Raw genomic sequence first — 15,858 nt, 5'->3', positions numbered from 1 at the left:
ATCCCTGGCGGTTGCTTAAGGGTTGCGCTTTGGGCAAAAGGCAGGGACGGTTTCGCTCTTTCCCGCAACATGAACTTCAGTCGACTTCTGGCAGGCCGTTATCTCAACCCGGTGCGTTCCCACGTCTCGGCCATTACCCTCATTTCCCTCGTGGGTGTGATGTTGGGGGTGGCCGTGCTCATTGTGGTCCTCTCCATCCATGCCGGCTTCGAGCGTGAGGTGAAGAAGCTGCTCCTCGGCTTCGCCCCCCATGTGGAGGTGCAGGAAGTGACCGGCTTTGTGAGCGATTGGGACCAGCTCGAGGACCAGCTCAATGCGGTCGAAGGAGTGACGGGCAGCTACGCGCTCATTCAAGATTTCGTTTTGGTCGATGCTCCGGGTTATCGCAAACCGGTGGCCTTTCGCGCCATCGATACTGATGACCAAGCCCAGATCGAGGCTCTGGAGGAATTGCTTGATCAAGAAGGCTACCCCGGCAGCCGCGCGGATATTGGCATCGACGAATACACCGTCATCTCCCGCCAATTGGCTCAGGACCTCATGCTCTCGGTGGGTGACGAGGTGGAGGTCTATGCCTCGCGCAATTTCGATGTGGTCAAGGAGGCCTTTGAGCGCATCAATGTGGAACCCCTCCGCGAGCGTTTCGGAGGGGAGCTGGCTTCTTTGCAGGAGTTCATCACCCGCCACCGGGAAGCCCCGGAGGTTGCCCTCGCGGAGTTGCAGGGCTTCTACGGCACCATTGAGGAACTGCGCACCCAAGAGGCGCGGGAGGCCGAGCTGGAGTCCCTTAACCAGGCGCTCATCGCGCTCAGTGCGGTCGACCGCAATGCTGCCGAGGATGCCTACCTCGTCCCCGGGGAGACTTGGCAGGAGGTGGCGGATGCCCTCCAAGCGGTGAGCGAACTCGATGTCGATGCCGCCGATTTGGCCACCTTGAAAAATATCAAGGAGATCGTGCTGCCAAAGAAATTGACCGTGTGGGGGGTATACGGCGACTCCCAGCGCACTCCCGGGCCCCAAATGTTCATCCCCCTGCCCATTGGGCAAGAGCTCACCGGCCTCACCAACGGTGTGCAAGCCGTGGCCGTGCGCCTGGAGGATCCCTTCCATGCCATCCAGGGCGCGGAAAAAATCGAGGCCGCGCTGGGAGAGGAGTTCGTAACGGCGACCTGGATGGATCGGCATGTCGCCCAGTTTGCTCTCATCCGGACCGAGCGCCTGATGATGACCTTTGCCCTTTCTTTCATTGGCATCATCTCCGCCTTCTCCATCATGGCGGTGATGTATACCGTCACCATTCAGAAAAAGCAGGAAATCGGGGTCATGAAGGCCCTTGGTGCGACCGGCCCGCAAATCTCCTGGGTTTTCCTCTGGCAGGGCCTGGTGGTCGGTTTCTTTGGCGCCCTCGGCGGCGTTGCGCTCGCCCTTCTCATCATCTGGCAGCGCGCTCCCATCCAGCGGGGATTGGCCAGCGTGGGCTTCGATCCGTTTCCTGCCGACTTCCAGGGCTTTTCCGAGCTGCCGGCCCGCATCATGCCCGGGTTCATGATTTTTGTGGCGATTGCGGCCTGGCTTCTGTGTGGACTGGCCGCTCTTTTGCCCGCCCTGAAGGCCGCCCGCAACGATGCCGCCAAATCTTTGCGCAATCTCTAATCTCTCACTTTTCCATGGAATTCTGGCTCATTACTGATGGCGAAAAAGAAGGTCCTCTATTGGACTTCGAGCTCCGCTCCCGCATCCGTTCCGGCGAATTGGCACCCGAGCGCAAAGTGTGGTTCAGCACGCTGGACCAGTGGACCCCGCTGGGCGAGGTCGAGCTCTTTGCGGACGAATTCTCCTCCGCTGCCGGGCAAGAGGTGGTGACAGCCGAGAACGTCGAAGAGTATTTGCAAAAGGTTGAGGAGGAAGAACAAGAGGCCCGGCCGCTCCCGCCCACGCCCCCTCCCGTCCCAGCCCAGCTGCATCTCTGGCGGCGCTTCGGAGGGCGCTGGTTCGACTACCTCGCCTACAGCATGCTCTTTCTCATCTGGGTGGTCCTCTCCGGTAATCGCCTCACCGACCTGACTGCCAATGCCCTCTTTGCTTTCGTCTTCGTGCTGCCGTGGATCTTCTTCGAGGCGCTCCTACTTCATTACTGGGGGACCACGCCCGGGAAGTGGCTGGTCGGCCTCAAGGTGGTCGGGCCAAGTGGGGACAAGCTGAGCCCCGGCCCGGCGTTTATGCGCACTTGCCGCGTCATGATCCTGGGCATGGGCTTCGGCCAACCCATCCTGCGCGAGCTTTGCCACCTCGTCGCCTTTTGGATGGCTCGCAAAAAGAAAATCGTTCTTTGGGATACCGCGACCGGGAACCGGCTGGAGAGGGTGGAATCGTCACCCGCCAAGTGGGTCCTCTTCGGCGGCGGGCTGACGGCCTTCCTTACCGTGGTGCTCGTCCTCAGCAGCCAACTGGCCCTTGCCGAGATGCCCCTGGAAGAGCGCGTCCGCATGGAGCGCGAGGTGCAGGAACGACTGGAACGCATCCTCGGCCCCTTACCCGAAAAGGAAACCGGGACCGGCGAGGCCAAGCCAGAAAGCTGACTTGTCAGCACCCGGATGACCGCGCAGGGTGAGGCCGTGCGCGATATCGTCTATTTCGACCTCGAGACCCAACGCAGCTTCAATGATGTGAAGGGCGACAAGAGCAAAATGGGGGTCTCCGTGGCGGTGACTTATTCCACCAAGGCGGGGAAATACTTCATCTACGGGGAAGATGAGATGGATGCGCTGGTGCAGCAACTCCTCCGGGCCGATCTCGTCGTGGGGCACAATCATGTCGAGTTCGATTACCCGGTTTTGCAAAAATACACTGTCCTCGAGCTCGCCGAACAAACCCTCAATCTGGATACCATGCTCGACCTGCAAGTCATCACCGGCCGTCGCTGGAAGCTCGACGCGGTGGCCTCCGGATCGCTGGGCATTGGCAAAAGCGCCTCGGGAGTGGACGCCCTCAAATGGTGGCAGGACTACCTCAAGACCGGCAACGACCAAGCCCTCATCGACATCGCCGAATATTGTGCGGTGGATGTGAAAGTGACCAAATGCGTCTACGAATACGGCGTCGCCCATGGCCACGTCAAAATCGACGATGGCTCTGCCGAACCCTTGGAAGTGGCGGTCGATTGGCAAGGGGAGTGAGCTCTCCCCCGGGCGGACTCCGGGCGGAATCGAACCCGGGCGGGTGCTACCCCTCGCGCCGTTGCCACTTGGTCACCAGAGCGACGGTCCATTGGAACTTGCGGGCGGTTTCGCGGATGAGAAAGGGCTCGTCAGCCTCCGCCCGTAGCTCGAAGTCGCGGGACAGGGTTTCCTTCAGCCAATCGAGAGTGTGGCCCGGGGGCCAATTCCCGGGAGGAGTGAATTCCTCCAACCAGGTGCAGGGAGTGGCCAAGACCACTTCTCCGCCGGGATGCACAAGGTCGGGGAGGCGGGCGAGGAATTTTTCCGGCTCGGGCAGGCGGCAAATGAGGTTGGCGGCCAGCACCCGGTCGAAACGACCCAGATCCGCGCGCAAGTTCATGGCGTCACCTTGTTCGAACTGGCAGCGCGAGGGGTCCACTCCCGCAGGCAAGCTCACCAACAGTTCGGTGGCCCGATGGGCTTCTTCCAGGCGGGCAATGCGGCGGGGACCTGCCTTGATTTCTTCGGCCGCCGTGATGAAAGCATGGGAGTAGTCGATGCCGATCACCTCCTGGCTGCTACGAGAAAGCTCGTAAGTCGAGCGTCCCACCGCACAGCCGAGGTCGAGTGCGCGTCCCCCTTGGCCGGGGGAAAAATGCTGCGTGACCCGCACCGGGTAGTCGAGGGCTTCCCGCGGACCGAACTCCCAGGGAAGGATTTCCTCCGGGCGGGCGAAGTGAAAGAGGAGGTATTCGGCGAGGAGTTTGTCGCTTTCGTAAATGTTCATGGGGTGATTTCAGTGCACGGGCCTTTCTCCCGGGGCCACGGCGTTCTCCTCGTAGAAAAAGTCGTTCTCGTCGTGCTTGGGAACGGGAATGTTGATGATTTTGAGCTGTCCGACGGCGCGGTGGCGGCAGCCGGGCTGAATTAGGACGGAAGAAAGGGGTTTGACGGGGATAAGCTCACCATCGAGTTCCAGATGGCCTTCGCCTTCGAGCACGAGATAGATTTCGGCGGTCTTCTGGTGGTAGTGGCAAGTGGGCTCGTCCTTGACGTCGAGGAGGTGGATGGAGGCCGGGGCATCCGGGAGGTGGGCGAAGCCACGGCGGGTGGTGCCGCAGCAGCATTCGATTTCAGGCAATTCGTCGAGCTGGACTTTGTGGAAACGGGTTTCGGGCATGCTTTCAAAAACGGGCTGGCCCCCGCCATTCTTTCCAAAAGGCCGCGCCGGAGGGAAAACGCTCGACCGGGGCCCGCCCCTGGGGACAGGCCTGCGGTGCAGCTGCTTGGGTTCAATCATCCGGAAATCGCATGGATAATGAACTGACTTGGGCGGAAGTTCTCGATGATCACTTCCTGCTGCCCGCCTCGATTCATGCGCACTTCCTTGACGTTGAAGTTGGGAGTTTTGTGCGGGGCAAAGAGGATGTCGTCGTGGGTCGAGTTTTCGTGCTTCTTGAACATCTCGGGCACAATGTCACCTCCGAGATGGTCGTCGCGGCCCGTCGCCAGATGGCAGGTGCCGAGCACTTTCTCATCCTGAATATCCTGATAGGAAACAGGTAGGACCTGGGTGCCAAATCCGAGTTCGCCCAGGGTGCCGGTCATCGGATCGTCGGCCAAGCGGGCGTTGTGCTCATCAATGGTGGCCTGATCTCCTGCAATGAGGGTGGATTTGATGACATTGCGATTGACCACGTCGAGCACGCCCAAGGTGCCATCCTCGTATTTCATCGGGAATTTGCCGTTGGCATCACGGGGGACGTAGTAAATTTCACCTGCCGGAAGGTTGGCGATATCAGGAGCGGTCCCCTGACAGAGCCCGTGGGATTTCTGCGCTTCCTGCCCCTCCAACTCCAATGTGGCGGTCAGCACGGTGCCGTCTTCCAGAGCAAAGTCGATCTCGATGGAATCGGCATGGTTCATCGCCAGGCGGATCTTCTCCGCATCGGCAGAGACTTCCTCGTAATCAACGGCCAAGCCGGAGTTGAGAATGACGTCATTCATCCCGTGCATGGTGGCACCGCGGAAATTGAATTCCTTGCACTTGGCGGTGAGAGGAGCGGTGGCCGACCAAGTGGAAATACAGAGGATGAGGTCGTATTCGGGATAAATATCGCGGTCGAGAGAGAGCTGCTTGCCAGTGGTGTCCCAGACTTCGTCTTTCAGATCGAGATTGGAGCCGTAGGTGTAGCGATAGGCAAACATTTCGCCCCCAGTCATTCCCAGTTCATCGAGCACCCCGTTTTTAAGACCCTGGTAAAAATGGTGGTAGGCGTTCTTCTGCACCTCGAAGCCCTCCTCCGAAAGGAAATGGAAGTCCTTGATGAGGTTTTCCGGCTCTTCAAAGTCCGTCAGAATACAGACCTTGCATCCTTGGGTGGGCTTGAACACGGTGCCAAGCAGTCGACTCAGGCTGAAGGGGGGGAACTCTCTCTTCTCGGGGTTGAGAAGGATTTCTTCGCTAAGGTATTCCGGAACGACAGAACTCGTGGGATGGGGCATGATGCCCTGAAATTAGGAGGAATTGCCCCACGCGCAAGGGAACTTTTCTCTCCTCCGATGAGCTAGTCTCGAATAATAGCTTATTGAGATAAGATGATTTTTTAGTAAAAAAGGATGAAATAATCAGTCTCAATTGATGTCAGAAAGGGATGTCTTCGCCTTCGTCGGACATCCCCTGCTTGCGCAGTTCTTCCAGAACGTGAGACATATCGGGCTGCGCTTCCCAGACCGACTTGACGAACATGATGGGGGCGTCCTGGCGCACGGCGAGGGCGATGCAGTCGGAGGGGCGCGCATCGGCCTCGATGATTTTTTTTTCCATAATTTCGTTCTGGGCGCTGAGATGGAGATGGGCGTAGAAGATTTCGTCTTCCACTTTCGAGATCACGACGTGGGTTACGGTGGCTCCAAAGGCTTCCAGCACTTGGGCGAAGAGGTCGTGGGTGAGGGGGCGGGGGGGCTTTTGGCCGGCCAGGACGGCATTGATGGAGGCTCCGATGCCGGGTTCGATGTAGAAGACGATGACTTTTTTGCCGTCGCCGAGGAAGACCGCGCATCCGGCTTGGGTGGGCAAGAGGGCGATGGGTTCGACTTGGATGAGCTCGACTTTCATAAGATGGGCGGGACTCCAGCCTTAGCGCGGTTCTCCTCCGCGGGCGAGAAACTTTCGGCTCTGGGCCACGTATTTCGCTGCCAGATTGCGTCCCATGCGGGCCTCTTCCTCGCTGAGGGTGCGCACCACGCGGGCGGGGGAGCCGAGCACCAGGGAACGGGGGGGGACGATGGTCCTTCCTGTCACCAGGGCTCCCGCGCCGACGATGGATTCGGCCCCGATGACGGAGCCATCGAGCACGATCGCGCCCATCCCGATGAGGGCTCCATCCTCGACGGTGGCCGCGTGCACAATGGCGGAGTGCCCCACCGTCACCTCGCGGCCGATGATGCAGGGTAGGTCATCGGAGAGGTGGAGCACGGCGTTGTCCTGCACATTGGAATCCTCGCCAATGACGATGTCGTTGATGTCGCCACGAAGGGTGGCCTGATACCAGATACTGGCCCGGGGGCCGAGGGTGACGCGGCCGATGACGTCGGCACTGGCAGCGATAAAAACACCCTCGCCCAGCTGGGGAGAGCTTCCTTCGTATTGTTCGATGGCCATGGCCAAGCCTAACCCTGCGGCGGGAAAAGCTCGATTTGAAAATGGCTGCAGAATGGCAGTGAACTTGTAGTCATGGCCTTCGCAAGAGGAGGGAAAAGAGAAAAATTTGCATCCGCGACTGGACGGAAGGCCGATTTGGCTGCACCTCTACTGGGAGATCCGGGCCGGAGCGCCTTGGAGGAAAGAAAGTGATATGGTAAGAGAACTCCTCATTGTTGTGGCCCTGATTCTTTTCGCGATCGCCTTTCGGGCGTGTCGTCGGAACTGGTCACGCAAGCTGGGATCCTTCTTTTTTCTCGCCGCCACATTCTGTGCCTTCTACTTCCTCAGCAACCGTTGGTGGGTGGGGCTGCTGGGGGTCGCGGGGTTGTTTCTCCTTCCTTGGATCGAGCTGCTCACGCGCATTCGCAAGATGCGTCTACCCCGCGAGAACCGCTTGCAAAGTCTCTCCGCTCCTTCCGACGAGCTCTTTCCCAATGCGAGCCGGGCTCTTGACGAGATGTGCGATGCCCACTTTGAGCATGTGGGTGATGCTGCGTGGAATTGGGCGGGCATGAAGCAGTTCTTCCGCCTCCATTGGAATCCGGAAGAGCGGGCTACGGCGGCGGTGTGCCTCTGCGAGCAGGAGCGCATCACCTTCGCCTTCGTCTCCATCACCTCCCGGGGTGAGGATGGCCAGATCTATCGCACCACCAATTTTCCCTTTTCCACTACTCTGAAGGAGCCGCCGGAATTCCATTGGAACCACGTTCCTTGCGAGCGCTGTTGCTTTCATTACATGCTCGCTGACCATCAGCGCTTTCTGGAGCGGATGAAGGTGCCCCGGGCGCAGCTCGTGATGCCCGATCCTGATGAGATGGTGAGCGAAATCGAGGAAGAGATGCGCCACCAGATCGAGTACAATCTCGCGCGGAATTATCTTGAGCCCGTGGGCGAAGGCGAATTCCGCTATTCCTGGAAGGGCCTCTTCTTTCTCTGGTGGCAATTTGCCAAAGACATGGTCCGCCTTTGCTGAGCTGGGCCGGAGGCTGTCTCACGGCGAAGCTTCACCGAAGAGCTGGCGCTCGTCGATGCCCTCTCCCCGGCGGATGAGTTCGAATTGGCGGTCGACGTTCAGGCGGAGGCTGGCGAGGTGCTTCTGGTGCCATTTCTCCGGTTCGATCAGGGAGAGGAGGTGCCGGCCATTGGCCTCGTAGAGGTGATAGATCTCCCCCACCACGGGCTCGAAGCTGATGTCCGCTTCGTAGGCCAGCTTGTTCCAATTGAAGTGGGTGATGGTAGCGATGTATTCTTCCCGCATTTCGGTCAGCTTTTGCTGCAAATCCCGCTCGACGCGGGCGATGCCCCGGGACTTGAAGCTGCTGAGGTCGGTGGGAATGATGGTCGGAGAGAGGGTGGAGGCGGGGTAGGGAAGAAAGGCCTTGGAGGGCTTCTCATCGCTCCCTATGCCGGGCACGGCGGACTGGTCTCGGGTGGGCTCGGTCATACCGGGCATCATTCGTCTGATTCGGCACTCGCGCAAGGGCGGGTGCTTGCGGAGTGTTCATTCCGCGCGCTCTTCCACCAGACGATTGGCCAAGCGGATGATGTATTCATTCTGGGCGTTTTCCTTGAGCCGGAGGGCTTTCTCAACCCACTGCTGCGGGATTTCTTCCAGCGCTGCTATTGACTGCAAGACATTGGAGGTGAATTGCTGGGTGTAGGGATGATCGAAGTCGGCGAGTTCTGCGAGCAACTGCTTCACGGCCGCCTCGCGTTGGCCGAGACCAGCGAGCGCTTGTGCCGCAACGATGCGGTTGGCGGAGAAAGGATCGCTCAGCAAGGCCTTCAGCTCAGGTTCGGCAGGGGCCGCTTGTTTCCCCAAGATGAGGCAGCCCTGCGCGGCCCAGAAGCGTTTCAGCGGCGATTTGGCGGCCAGCTTTTGCCGCAGGAGAGGCACTTGATCCACCTCCCGGGCGCTGGCGAGGAAGGCCAGCTCTACCAGCTCGGGCCATTCTTCTTGGTGACTGCGGGCGAAGTCCGCGATGGGCTTGCCGGGGGCCAGCTGGGGGAACATGGGCTCGGGAATGAGGCCGGTATCGCGGTAGCGCACCATGCGGGCGGCGAGCGCCTCACGCATGGCCTGCAGCCGCACCTGATAGCTGGGATCGTCGGCCAGGTTGGTGACTTCCCAAGGATCGGCAGTAGTGTCGAAGAGCTCTTCCACCGGTTGGTCCGACTCCCAGATGGCGGCGTGGCGACCACTGAGCTCGCCCGCTTGCCAAGCCTGGCGCCAGGCTTGCCACCCCTTCTGACCAAATTGATAGAAGCTGTAGGGAGCCGCCGGGAGATGAGGGCTGAAGCGGCGGATATACTTGAAGCGGCCATCGGTGAGGCCCCGGCGCATGCCGTAAATATCGTCAAAGCGGTCGGCAAAGAGAAAGACGTAGGGGTCCCCCTCCTCACGGTGTTGACCCAGAAAGGCGCGACCCAGCATGGGCGCGGGTTTGGGCAGCCCGGCCAGCGACAACAGGGTGGGAGCGAGGTCAATGAAGGCGGCGGTTTCGCTCACCACCTCACCATTGGCATGGGGCGCAAGCTGCTGCCACTTGGCGGGCACGTGGATGAGCAGCGGGACCTTGACCCCGGTATCCTTGAGGTAACGTTTGCCCCGGGGAAGGGCTCCTCCGTGGTCGGAGTAGTAGAAAACGATGGTGTCCTCGGCCAGTCCCCGTTCTTCCAATTCAGCGAGGATTTCTCCCACCTTGCGGTCCATCAAGGTAAGGGTGTCGTGGTAGTCGGCGATGTCGGAACGGATTTCCGGCAAATCGGGGAGATAGGGAGGCACCTCGACCTCGGCCAAGGCCAGTCGGGGCTCGGGAGGAAGCTGACCGCTCTTGCGACGTTGGGCGATGCGCGCGGGGAAGAGGGAGCTCTCGTGGCTCTCGGTGAGATTGAAGATGGCGAAGAAGGGCTGACCCTCGGCCCGGTTCTTATAGTGGGCTTTTCCATGGCAGGCATCCCACACCGTTTTATCGTCCCCTTCGCGATTGAAGTCGGTCTTGGAGGCATTGGTGCAATAGTAGCCCGCTTCGCGCAGGTAGCTAACGTAGGGGAGATGGCTGGCCGGGATGGGGTGGCGGCTGCGCATGTGCTGGGTCCCCTGGCTGGGAGCGTAGACGCCCGTGAGGATGGTGGAGCGGGCCACTGCGCAGACCGGGGCATTGGAGTAGAAATTGGCAAAGCGCACGGACCGGGCCGCCAAAGCATCCAGGTGGGGAGTCCGCGCTTGCTCATTGCCGTAACAACCCAGCCAGTCGGCACCATTGTCCTCCGAGGTGATCCAGAGGATGTTGGGCTTTTCCGTCGAAAAGGCAGTCAGGGCGAGACAGAGGAAGACAAAAAATTTCATGAGAATCGGGGAATGTCTGCCATACGGGAGTCTTTGAAGAAAAGTATCAGCTCGGAACGGGGAAGATCGTCCGGCTTGCTTGCCCTGTTGATTCTGTTTGCCTGCCTTTCCCTCTCTTGCCATCTTGCCCCATGATGTTTCGCAAAGTCACTTCCGCTGCCCTTCTGGGAATGCTCTGGACCTCGGCCAGCCCGGCCGCTGATTCGGCTGCAGTCCCCTCCGATGACCATTTCCGGGTGGAGACCCTCGTCTCCGGTCTCGTTGACGCCATGGAGATTGCCCCACTGCCCGATGGGAGGGTCCTGATTGCCGAGCGCACGGGGGCCCTGAAACTCTACACCCCCGGCGAGCAAGGGGCCCGCACCGTCCACCACTTCGAGGTCTCGGTGCGCAACGAGAAGGCCGGCACCTCCCGCGAGACCGGTCTTTTGGGGGTGACCGCTGATCCGGATTTCTCCCAAAATGGCTGGATTTATTGCTATTACTCACCTCAGGAGCCGTCCGAACACTGGCTCACGCGCTGGACCCTGAAAAATGGTCGGCTGGAGGATGAAAAAGTTCTCCTCACCATGGAGCAAAGCCGCGAAGTGGGCGTCTGCCACGAAGGTGGTTCCCTGGCCTTCGATGGCGCGGGCAATCTTTTTCTCTCTACTGGGGATAATACCAATCCCTTCAAATCCAATGGATATGCGCCTCTCGACGAGCGCGAGGGCAACGAGTCCATCAACTCCCAGCGCACCGCTGGTAATACCAACGACCTGCGCGGCAAGGTCCTGCGAATCACGCCCACGGATGACGGCAGCTACACCATTCCGGAGGGCAACTTGTTCCCTCCTGGCACGGAAAAGACCCGTCCGGAAATCTACGCAATGGGCTGTCGCAACCCTTGGCGCATCGGCGTCGACCAGCGCACCAACACTCTCTACTGGGGCGATGTCGGGCCCGATGCCCGCAAGACCACCAGCCGGGGTCCGAACGGCTACTGCGAGATCAATCAGGCCGCGACCGCAGGCTACTACGGTTGGCCCTACTTCGTGGGAGCCAATGAGGCCTATGCCCGCTACGACTTTGCGGCCGAGAAAGTGGGTGAAAAATTCGATCCCGCCAAGCCCCTCAACGAATCCCGCCTCAATGATGGGCTGGAGCAGCTCCCGCCCGCTCGCGAGCCCTTCTGGTTTGTCAGTCGCTCCAGCTACTGCGCCGGTCCCGTCTACTACCACGATGATTTTCGCGAAGCGGAGAGCAAGCTCCCCCCCGCTCTCGACCGCTGCCTCATCACCTACGACTGGAACAATGGCCACATGCAGCTCAGCAAGCTGGCGGAGGATGAGTCCTTGCTTTGGAAAACGGATTGGCTCCACAGCAAAAAATTCGTTCATCCCAGCGACGTCGAGCTGGCCGCCGATGGCTCACTCTACATTCTCGAATACGGCTCGAAGTGGTATGACGGCACCGATGGCAAGCTCAAGCGGGTGACCTATTCCAGTGAACCCCTGCAGAGTGAGCCGGAGGAAGCGGATCCCCGCCTCGCCGGCATCTCCAGTGACCACCCCGGCTACGGACTCTTGGCCGAGGCCATCTGCTTGTCCTGCCACCAGACGCAGGAAAAATCCATTGGCCCCAGCTACGCGGAAGTGGCCATGAAGTATCGTGGTGACGAGCAAGCTGTCGACTTGCTGGCAAAGAAGATTTCCCAAGGCGGAGTGGGAGTGTGGGGCGAAGTTCCCATGCCGCCCAATCCGCAGTATAACGAGGAGCAACTGAGCCAAATGGTCGATGCCATCCTCTCCCTCGCCCCTGAAGAGCACACTGAGTAAAGAGTGATTGCGCAGCCGGATGGCGAGCTGGATATCCGGTGGTTAGAGCCCGTTACCGACCGGATTCGATCATGATTGAGCCGGTTGGAGCTTCGAAGCGCTGAACAATTTTCCTAGCCACCAGAAAAACAGAACCTCTAAAGTAATTCCGAGGAGAGTCAAAAGGGGCCAAAAGGCGTGAACGCCTTTGAAAAGTGCTGTGAGCGAAAAAACAATCGCCATTGCTGGAATTGTCAGAAGGTAGATTCTCACCGAAACAACCCATCCTAGACAGAAATATTTCAGAAGAAATTGGTCCCCAAAGGTATCTCCATTCTGCTGCTTCAGATACAAAACCCCGAAAAGTGTAATGACAACGGATGAAAATCCCATCGTGACGTCCCAAAAATCCAAGTCCCCTACTAGAAAAGACGAAGTAAAGGCCATGAGAATCATATAAGCCATGAAATACGGACCAACCTCCGATTCTGAAATTTCACCAGATTGAAAACGATCAACAAGGGGTTTGGCTGAGATGAACTGCATTTACTTACTAGCGAACGTTAAGCACACCCAATCCGTCCGATTCAGTGCACTCTCGCTAGGTTTATCACGTTTCTTTCACCAGTCGAAGCTCAAAGACTACTCTCGGTCGGGTTTGTGGTGGTGAGTCGCGAATAGGGCGCCAAATGATAAAGAAGAAAGCAGTGAAGAGGAGCGTGGTAGCTCATTGTGACCGCTCGTTTTAGTTCCTGAGATAAAGAGGGGCTTGAGCGATGGAGGTCCATTTTTATCTGGAGAGCCGGAGCGAAAGGGAGGAGGAGGTGCCTGTCCAGTGGTGTGGGATGGTTAGGGCCCAATACTAACCTAACCAGATTCGATTGAGGGCCGGATTGACAAAGGAAATCAAAAAGCTCCCGGAAAAATTGCAGAAGCCAAAATCAGAAGGGCAATACCTGAGATTGCCAATGTGGCCCAAGCTAAACCGGAATGCTTTTCATTCTCCGTCAATGAGATAATCGAAAGAATCAACGTTCCGAGGCCGCCAACGAAGATAACGATCACTGGGAAAAATAGAATTGAAATATCCACCATACCTCCGGGACCTTCAACGCCTTGATAACTGTGGAAGCTGGCAAAAGCACCACATACAGTCGCTATTAAAGAGAATGCCGCTCTTTTCAACCAAACGGGTTTTTGCTTTGGCTCATTACTCGTTTTTTGCAAGTGGCCAGGATTCTTTTCCCAGGGTGTTCCTGAGAGATCTGAATTATTTTCAGGCTTAGTCATTACGTCACAAGAATACTTTGAGCGAATAGGGCTATTAATGCGAAGATGCGACAATAGGGGCAGAGCGTTTTTTTGGATTGAGCCGATAGGGGTGGAGACTATCACCGAGTCGATTCGGCCCGATTCCCTGTAAGTTTATGATCACAGCCCAAAGAGTCCACACAGGAAAGGTGAAACTCTAGCTCATTGTCATTCAATCTTGTTAAGGAGGCCTGATATCCTAGGATGCCAATTTCAGCTTCGTTCTCGAAAGAAGAGACGGGAAATAATTCGGCGCTAGAATTCTCGGGAAAAAATGTGAATAGATTCTCTGTAACACTCCAATACCCCACAAGTTTGGCTTCGCTGTTCGAGCCTCTAAATGCGATCGAGAGTTCAAATTTTCCTGATGGGAGTAGATTTATTGACCATATGTATTCGTGGAGTTTCCCATCACCAATTCTCTTCGATTGACCCTCCCATCGACCAACTAATTTCTTATCTATTTCACCGACAGGAATATCCTTTCTGTTATTTGGTTTTTGTCTTTCGCCTGCCTCTTGATTGTCAGTAATTCGATTGCAAATGAGGATGGCTAAGCTAGTGGTGAGAACTAGGAAAAAACTGAGCAGCCACGGCGAGAGGAATGGCATTTTATCGCTCATAATTCTGGTTGAACAGTTTCTGTAAAAAAGAGGCCGCGCCAGTTGGGGCAGAATGTTTTTTTGGTTTGGGTTGATGGGTTTGGAGCCCATTGTCTTGCCGGTTAGGCAAGCTATTCTGATAGGGTAATCGTTAACGCCGTCCCTTTCGTAGGATGAGCAACTTCCACTTTTGTAGATTCGCCGGTTTTCAGTGTCAGAAAAATTGGGGTGTAATATGTCTCGAACTTTGGCATCTCGATACGGCTTTCAAGTAGTTGATTGGCTTCAGCGTCTTCAATGGGCTGCGTCCATTTTCTATTCATCTTAGAAAAGCCCTGAAATTCTCTCAAGCTCACTCCACCTTGGATAATAATTTCAGCTCCTTGTCTTCGAGTTGTGAATTCAGCCTTTAACCCAGTTTTGGTGGACGCGAATTCATCAGGAATTGGAGGTGTTGACGATTCTACATTTGCCGGGGTGTAGCTGGTTGGAAAAAGAAATTCGCGTTGGTCCTTAAACTCTAATCTCTCGCCAATTCGTTTTTCAACGACTTCAAATGCTTTATCCGATCTTCCCGGTTCAGAGAGGACCAAGCCAATCGCAAGTGTATCGCTATCAGCGATATCTTTGGAAATCGAGCAAGATGTCAAAAAAAGAGCTGAAGCTATAAGGGAAGCATAAATTTTCATGATGTGGCGTGAGAAGGAAAGTTTCGCTTGGATTGCGCTGCGACCGGTGTGAGAGGCTTGGAAATAGGCATTTTCGACAGGTCTCAGCTTTGAATCTACTAGTAGAGTAGCTGAGTTTCCGTTGCTTGGGCAAGCCGAAAGGGGGCGCATCGCGGAGGGCTCGGCGAGACCCTCCCTACCGGATTCTGTTTTGAGAGCCTTTGTCAGTTCCTCGCCAGGCGTTGGGCGGCTTCGCAGGCGGCGTAGAGGGAGGTGACTTGTGCTTTCTTTTGCCAGGCGAGGTTGTAAGCGGTGCCATGGTCGACGGAGGTGCGGATGAAGGGCAGCCCGAGAGTGATATTAACGGCTTCATCAAAGGCGAGGGTCTTGAGCGGGATGAGCCCTTGGTCGTGATACATCGCGATGTAGCCGTCGATGTCTTTGCGGATGGCAGGGATGAAGGCCGTGTCGGCGGAGAGGGGTCCGACCAAATCGAGTCCTTCCGCACGGAGGAGGTCCATGGCGGGCTGAATGAGGCGGGCTTCCTCATCACCAAAGAGGCCGTTTTCGCCCGCATGGGGATTGAGACCCAAGATGGCCAGGCGGGGGGGGCGGTCGCGGTCCTTCCAAAGCGGCAGGGCGGCGGCGGTCAGCCGGGTGACTTCGCAAATGCGCTCCAGGGTGAGGCGTGGCGCAATCTCGGAGACCGCGATGTGGGTGGTCACCAGGGTGGCGGTCACTTCCGGAGCGCTCAGCATCATGGCGTGGCGGGTAGTCCCCGAGCGCTCGACGAGAATCTCGGTGTGGCCGTCGTAAAAGTGCCCGCCGAGGTGCAGGGCTTCCTTGGAGAGGGGGCAGGTCACGATGGCGTCGAATTTTCCTGCCTGCGTCAAGTCGATAGCTTCGGTGAGCCAATGGTAGGCGGCTTGTCCGGAGAGGGCGGTGGGTGCTCCGGGTGCCAGCTGATCCAGACCGGGCAGGGGAAGGTCGAGAATGGCCGGGTGGCCCGGGCACCGGGTGAGGAAGTCCTCTTTGCTCAAAACGGGAGCCTCACAGGGCAGTCCGGTGGCGGCGGCTACGCGCTGGAGCAGGGCCGCGCTGCCCACCAGGATGGGCGTGGTTCCGGGCAGGGGGCGGGCGAGCACTTGCAGGGCCAGTTCGGGGCCGATGCCGGCGGGGTCTCCGAGGGTGAGGGCGAGTTTCATGAGCTGGAGGGACAAAATGGACAAGAGAGCGGGCGCTGGCAATCAAATCGCCACAATGAAGGG

At 57.8% G+C, this 15,858-nt stretch carries 17 protein-coding genes; 5 read left to right on the top strand and 12 right to left on the bottom strand.

What is annotated here, in order from left to right:
- Positions 1-69: 69 nt before the first annotated feature.
- From JIN78_RS00175 to JIN78_RS00165, 3 genes are read left to right on the top strand one after another with little or no spacing between them, the layout of a single operon-like run.
- A complete protein-coding gene (locus tag JIN78_RS00175) occupies positions 70-1,653 on the top strand; it encodes an FtsX-like permease family protein (RefSeq protein ID WP_200389894.1) in 1,584 nt (527 codons plus the stop codon).
- Between the two features lie 14 nt (positions 1,654-1,667).
- Positions 1,668-2,579 (top strand): RDD family protein, encoded by a 912-nt coding sequence (locus JIN78_RS00170; protein ID WP_200389893.1) that lies wholly within the window; start codon positions 1,668-1,670, stop codon positions 2,577-2,579.
- A gap of 15 nt (positions 2,580-2,594) precedes the next feature.
- Positions 2,595-3,176: a ribonuclease H-like domain-containing protein gene (locus JIN78_RS00165; RefSeq protein ID WP_234037683.1), complete on the top strand. Its 582-nt coding sequence runs from the start codon at positions 2,595-2,597 to the stop codon at positions 3,174-3,176.
- Between the two features lie 46 nt (positions 3,177-3,222).
- Here the strand turns inward: JIN78_RS00165 and JIN78_RS00160 are convergent, their stop codons facing one another.
- From JIN78_RS00160 to JIN78_RS00140, 5 genes are all read right to left on the bottom strand, one after another.
- Positions 3,223-3,945: a methyltransferase domain-containing protein gene (locus JIN78_RS00160; protein ID WP_200389892.1), complete on the bottom strand. Its 723-nt coding sequence runs from the start codon at positions 3,943-3,945 to the stop codon at positions 3,223-3,225.
- 9 nt (positions 3,946-3,954) lie between these two features.
- Entirely contained in the window at positions 3,955-4,338 is a 384-nt protein-coding gene (locus JIN78_RS00155; protein ID WP_200389891.1) for a cupin domain-containing protein, read from the bottom strand.
- A gap of 116 nt (positions 4,339-4,454) precedes the next feature.
- Positions 4,455-5,663, bottom strand: a complete 1,209-nt coding sequence (locus tag JIN78_RS00150; protein ID WP_200389890.1) for a M29 family metallopeptidase — start codon at positions 5,661-5,663, stop codon at positions 4,455-4,457.
- A 139-nt stretch (positions 5,664-5,802) separates the two neighbouring features.
- On the bottom strand, positions 5,803-6,276 hold the full coding sequence (locus JIN78_RS00145; RefSeq protein WP_200389889.1) for a bifunctional nuclease family protein: 474 nt from the start codon (positions 6,274-6,276) through the stop codon (positions 5,803-5,805).
- 21 nt (positions 6,277-6,297) lie between these two features.
- A complete protein-coding gene (locus JIN78_RS00140; protein ID WP_200389888.1) occupies positions 6,298-6,822 on the bottom strand; it encodes a gamma carbonic anhydrase family protein in 525 nt (174 codons plus the stop codon).
- Between the two features lie 193 nt (positions 6,823-7,015).
- On the opposite strand from JIN78_RS00140, the gene JIN78_RS00135 reads away from it, so the two are divergent.
- Positions 7,016-7,837 carry a hypothetical protein gene (locus JIN78_RS00135; RefSeq protein ID WP_200389887.1) on the top strand — a complete coding sequence of 274 codons (822 nt, stop codon included), beginning with the start codon at positions 7,016-7,018 and terminating at the stop codon, positions 7,835-7,837.
- Between the two features lie 18 nt (positions 7,838-7,855).
- Here the strand turns inward: JIN78_RS00135 and JIN78_RS00130 are convergent, their stop codons facing one another.
- Complete coding sequence (locus tag JIN78_RS00130; protein ID WP_200389886.1) at positions 7,856-8,317, bottom strand: C1orf50 family protein; 462 nt, start codon at positions 8,315-8,317, stop codon at positions 7,856-7,858.
- 48 nt (positions 8,318-8,365) lie between these two features.
- Positions 8,366-10,213 carry a sulfatase-like hydrolase/transferase gene (locus JIN78_RS00125; RefSeq protein WP_200389885.1) on the bottom strand — a complete coding sequence of 616 codons (1,848 nt, stop codon included), beginning with the start codon at positions 10,211-10,213 and terminating at the stop codon, positions 8,366-8,368.
- Between the two features lie 134 nt (positions 10,214-10,347).
- Between JIN78_RS00125 and JIN78_RS00120 the strand changes: the two genes are divergently transcribed.
- Positions 10,348-12,030 (top strand): PQQ-dependent sugar dehydrogenase, encoded by a 1,683-nt coding sequence (locus tag JIN78_RS00120; protein ID WP_200389884.1) that lies wholly within the window; start codon positions 10,348-10,350, stop codon positions 12,028-12,030.
- 69 nt (positions 12,031-12,099) lie between these two features.
- Here JIN78_RS00120 and JIN78_RS00115 read toward each other — a convergent pair whose 3' ends face one another.
- From JIN78_RS00115 to pdxA, 5 genes are all read right to left on the bottom strand, one after another.
- Positions 12,100-12,555 (bottom strand): hypothetical protein, encoded by a 456-nt coding sequence (locus JIN78_RS00115; protein WP_200389883.1) that lies wholly within the window; start codon positions 12,553-12,555, stop codon positions 12,100-12,102.
- Between the two features lie 360 nt (positions 12,556-12,915).
- Entirely contained in the window at positions 12,916-13,299 is a 384-nt protein-coding gene (locus tag JIN78_RS00110; protein ID WP_200389882.1) for a hypothetical protein, read from the bottom strand.
- 101 nt (positions 13,300-13,400) lie between these two features.
- Entirely contained in the window at positions 13,401-13,943 is a 543-nt protein-coding gene (locus tag JIN78_RS00105; RefSeq protein WP_200389881.1) for a hypothetical protein, read from the bottom strand.
- Between the two features lie 110 nt (positions 13,944-14,053).
- On the bottom strand, positions 14,054-14,611 hold the full coding sequence (locus JIN78_RS00100; protein ID WP_200389880.1) for a hypothetical protein: 558 nt from the start codon (positions 14,609-14,611) through the stop codon (positions 14,054-14,056).
- 203 nt (positions 14,612-14,814) lie between these two features.
- Positions 14,815-15,795, bottom strand: a complete 981-nt coding sequence (gene pdxA, locus JIN78_RS00095) for a 4-hydroxythreonine-4-phosphate dehydrogenase PdxA (protein ID WP_200389879.1) — start codon at positions 15,793-15,795, stop codon at positions 14,815-14,817.
- Between the last annotated feature and the right edge of the window lie 63 nt (positions 15,796-15,858).

The sequence above is a fragment of the Roseibacillus ishigakijimensis genome, from assembly GCF_016595415.1.
Lineage (GTDB): Bacteria > Verrucomicrobiota > Verrucomicrobiia > Verrucomicrobiales > Akkermansiaceae > Roseibacillus > Roseibacillus ishigakijimensis.
This window is presented reverse-complemented; position numbering and strand designations above follow the sequence as displayed.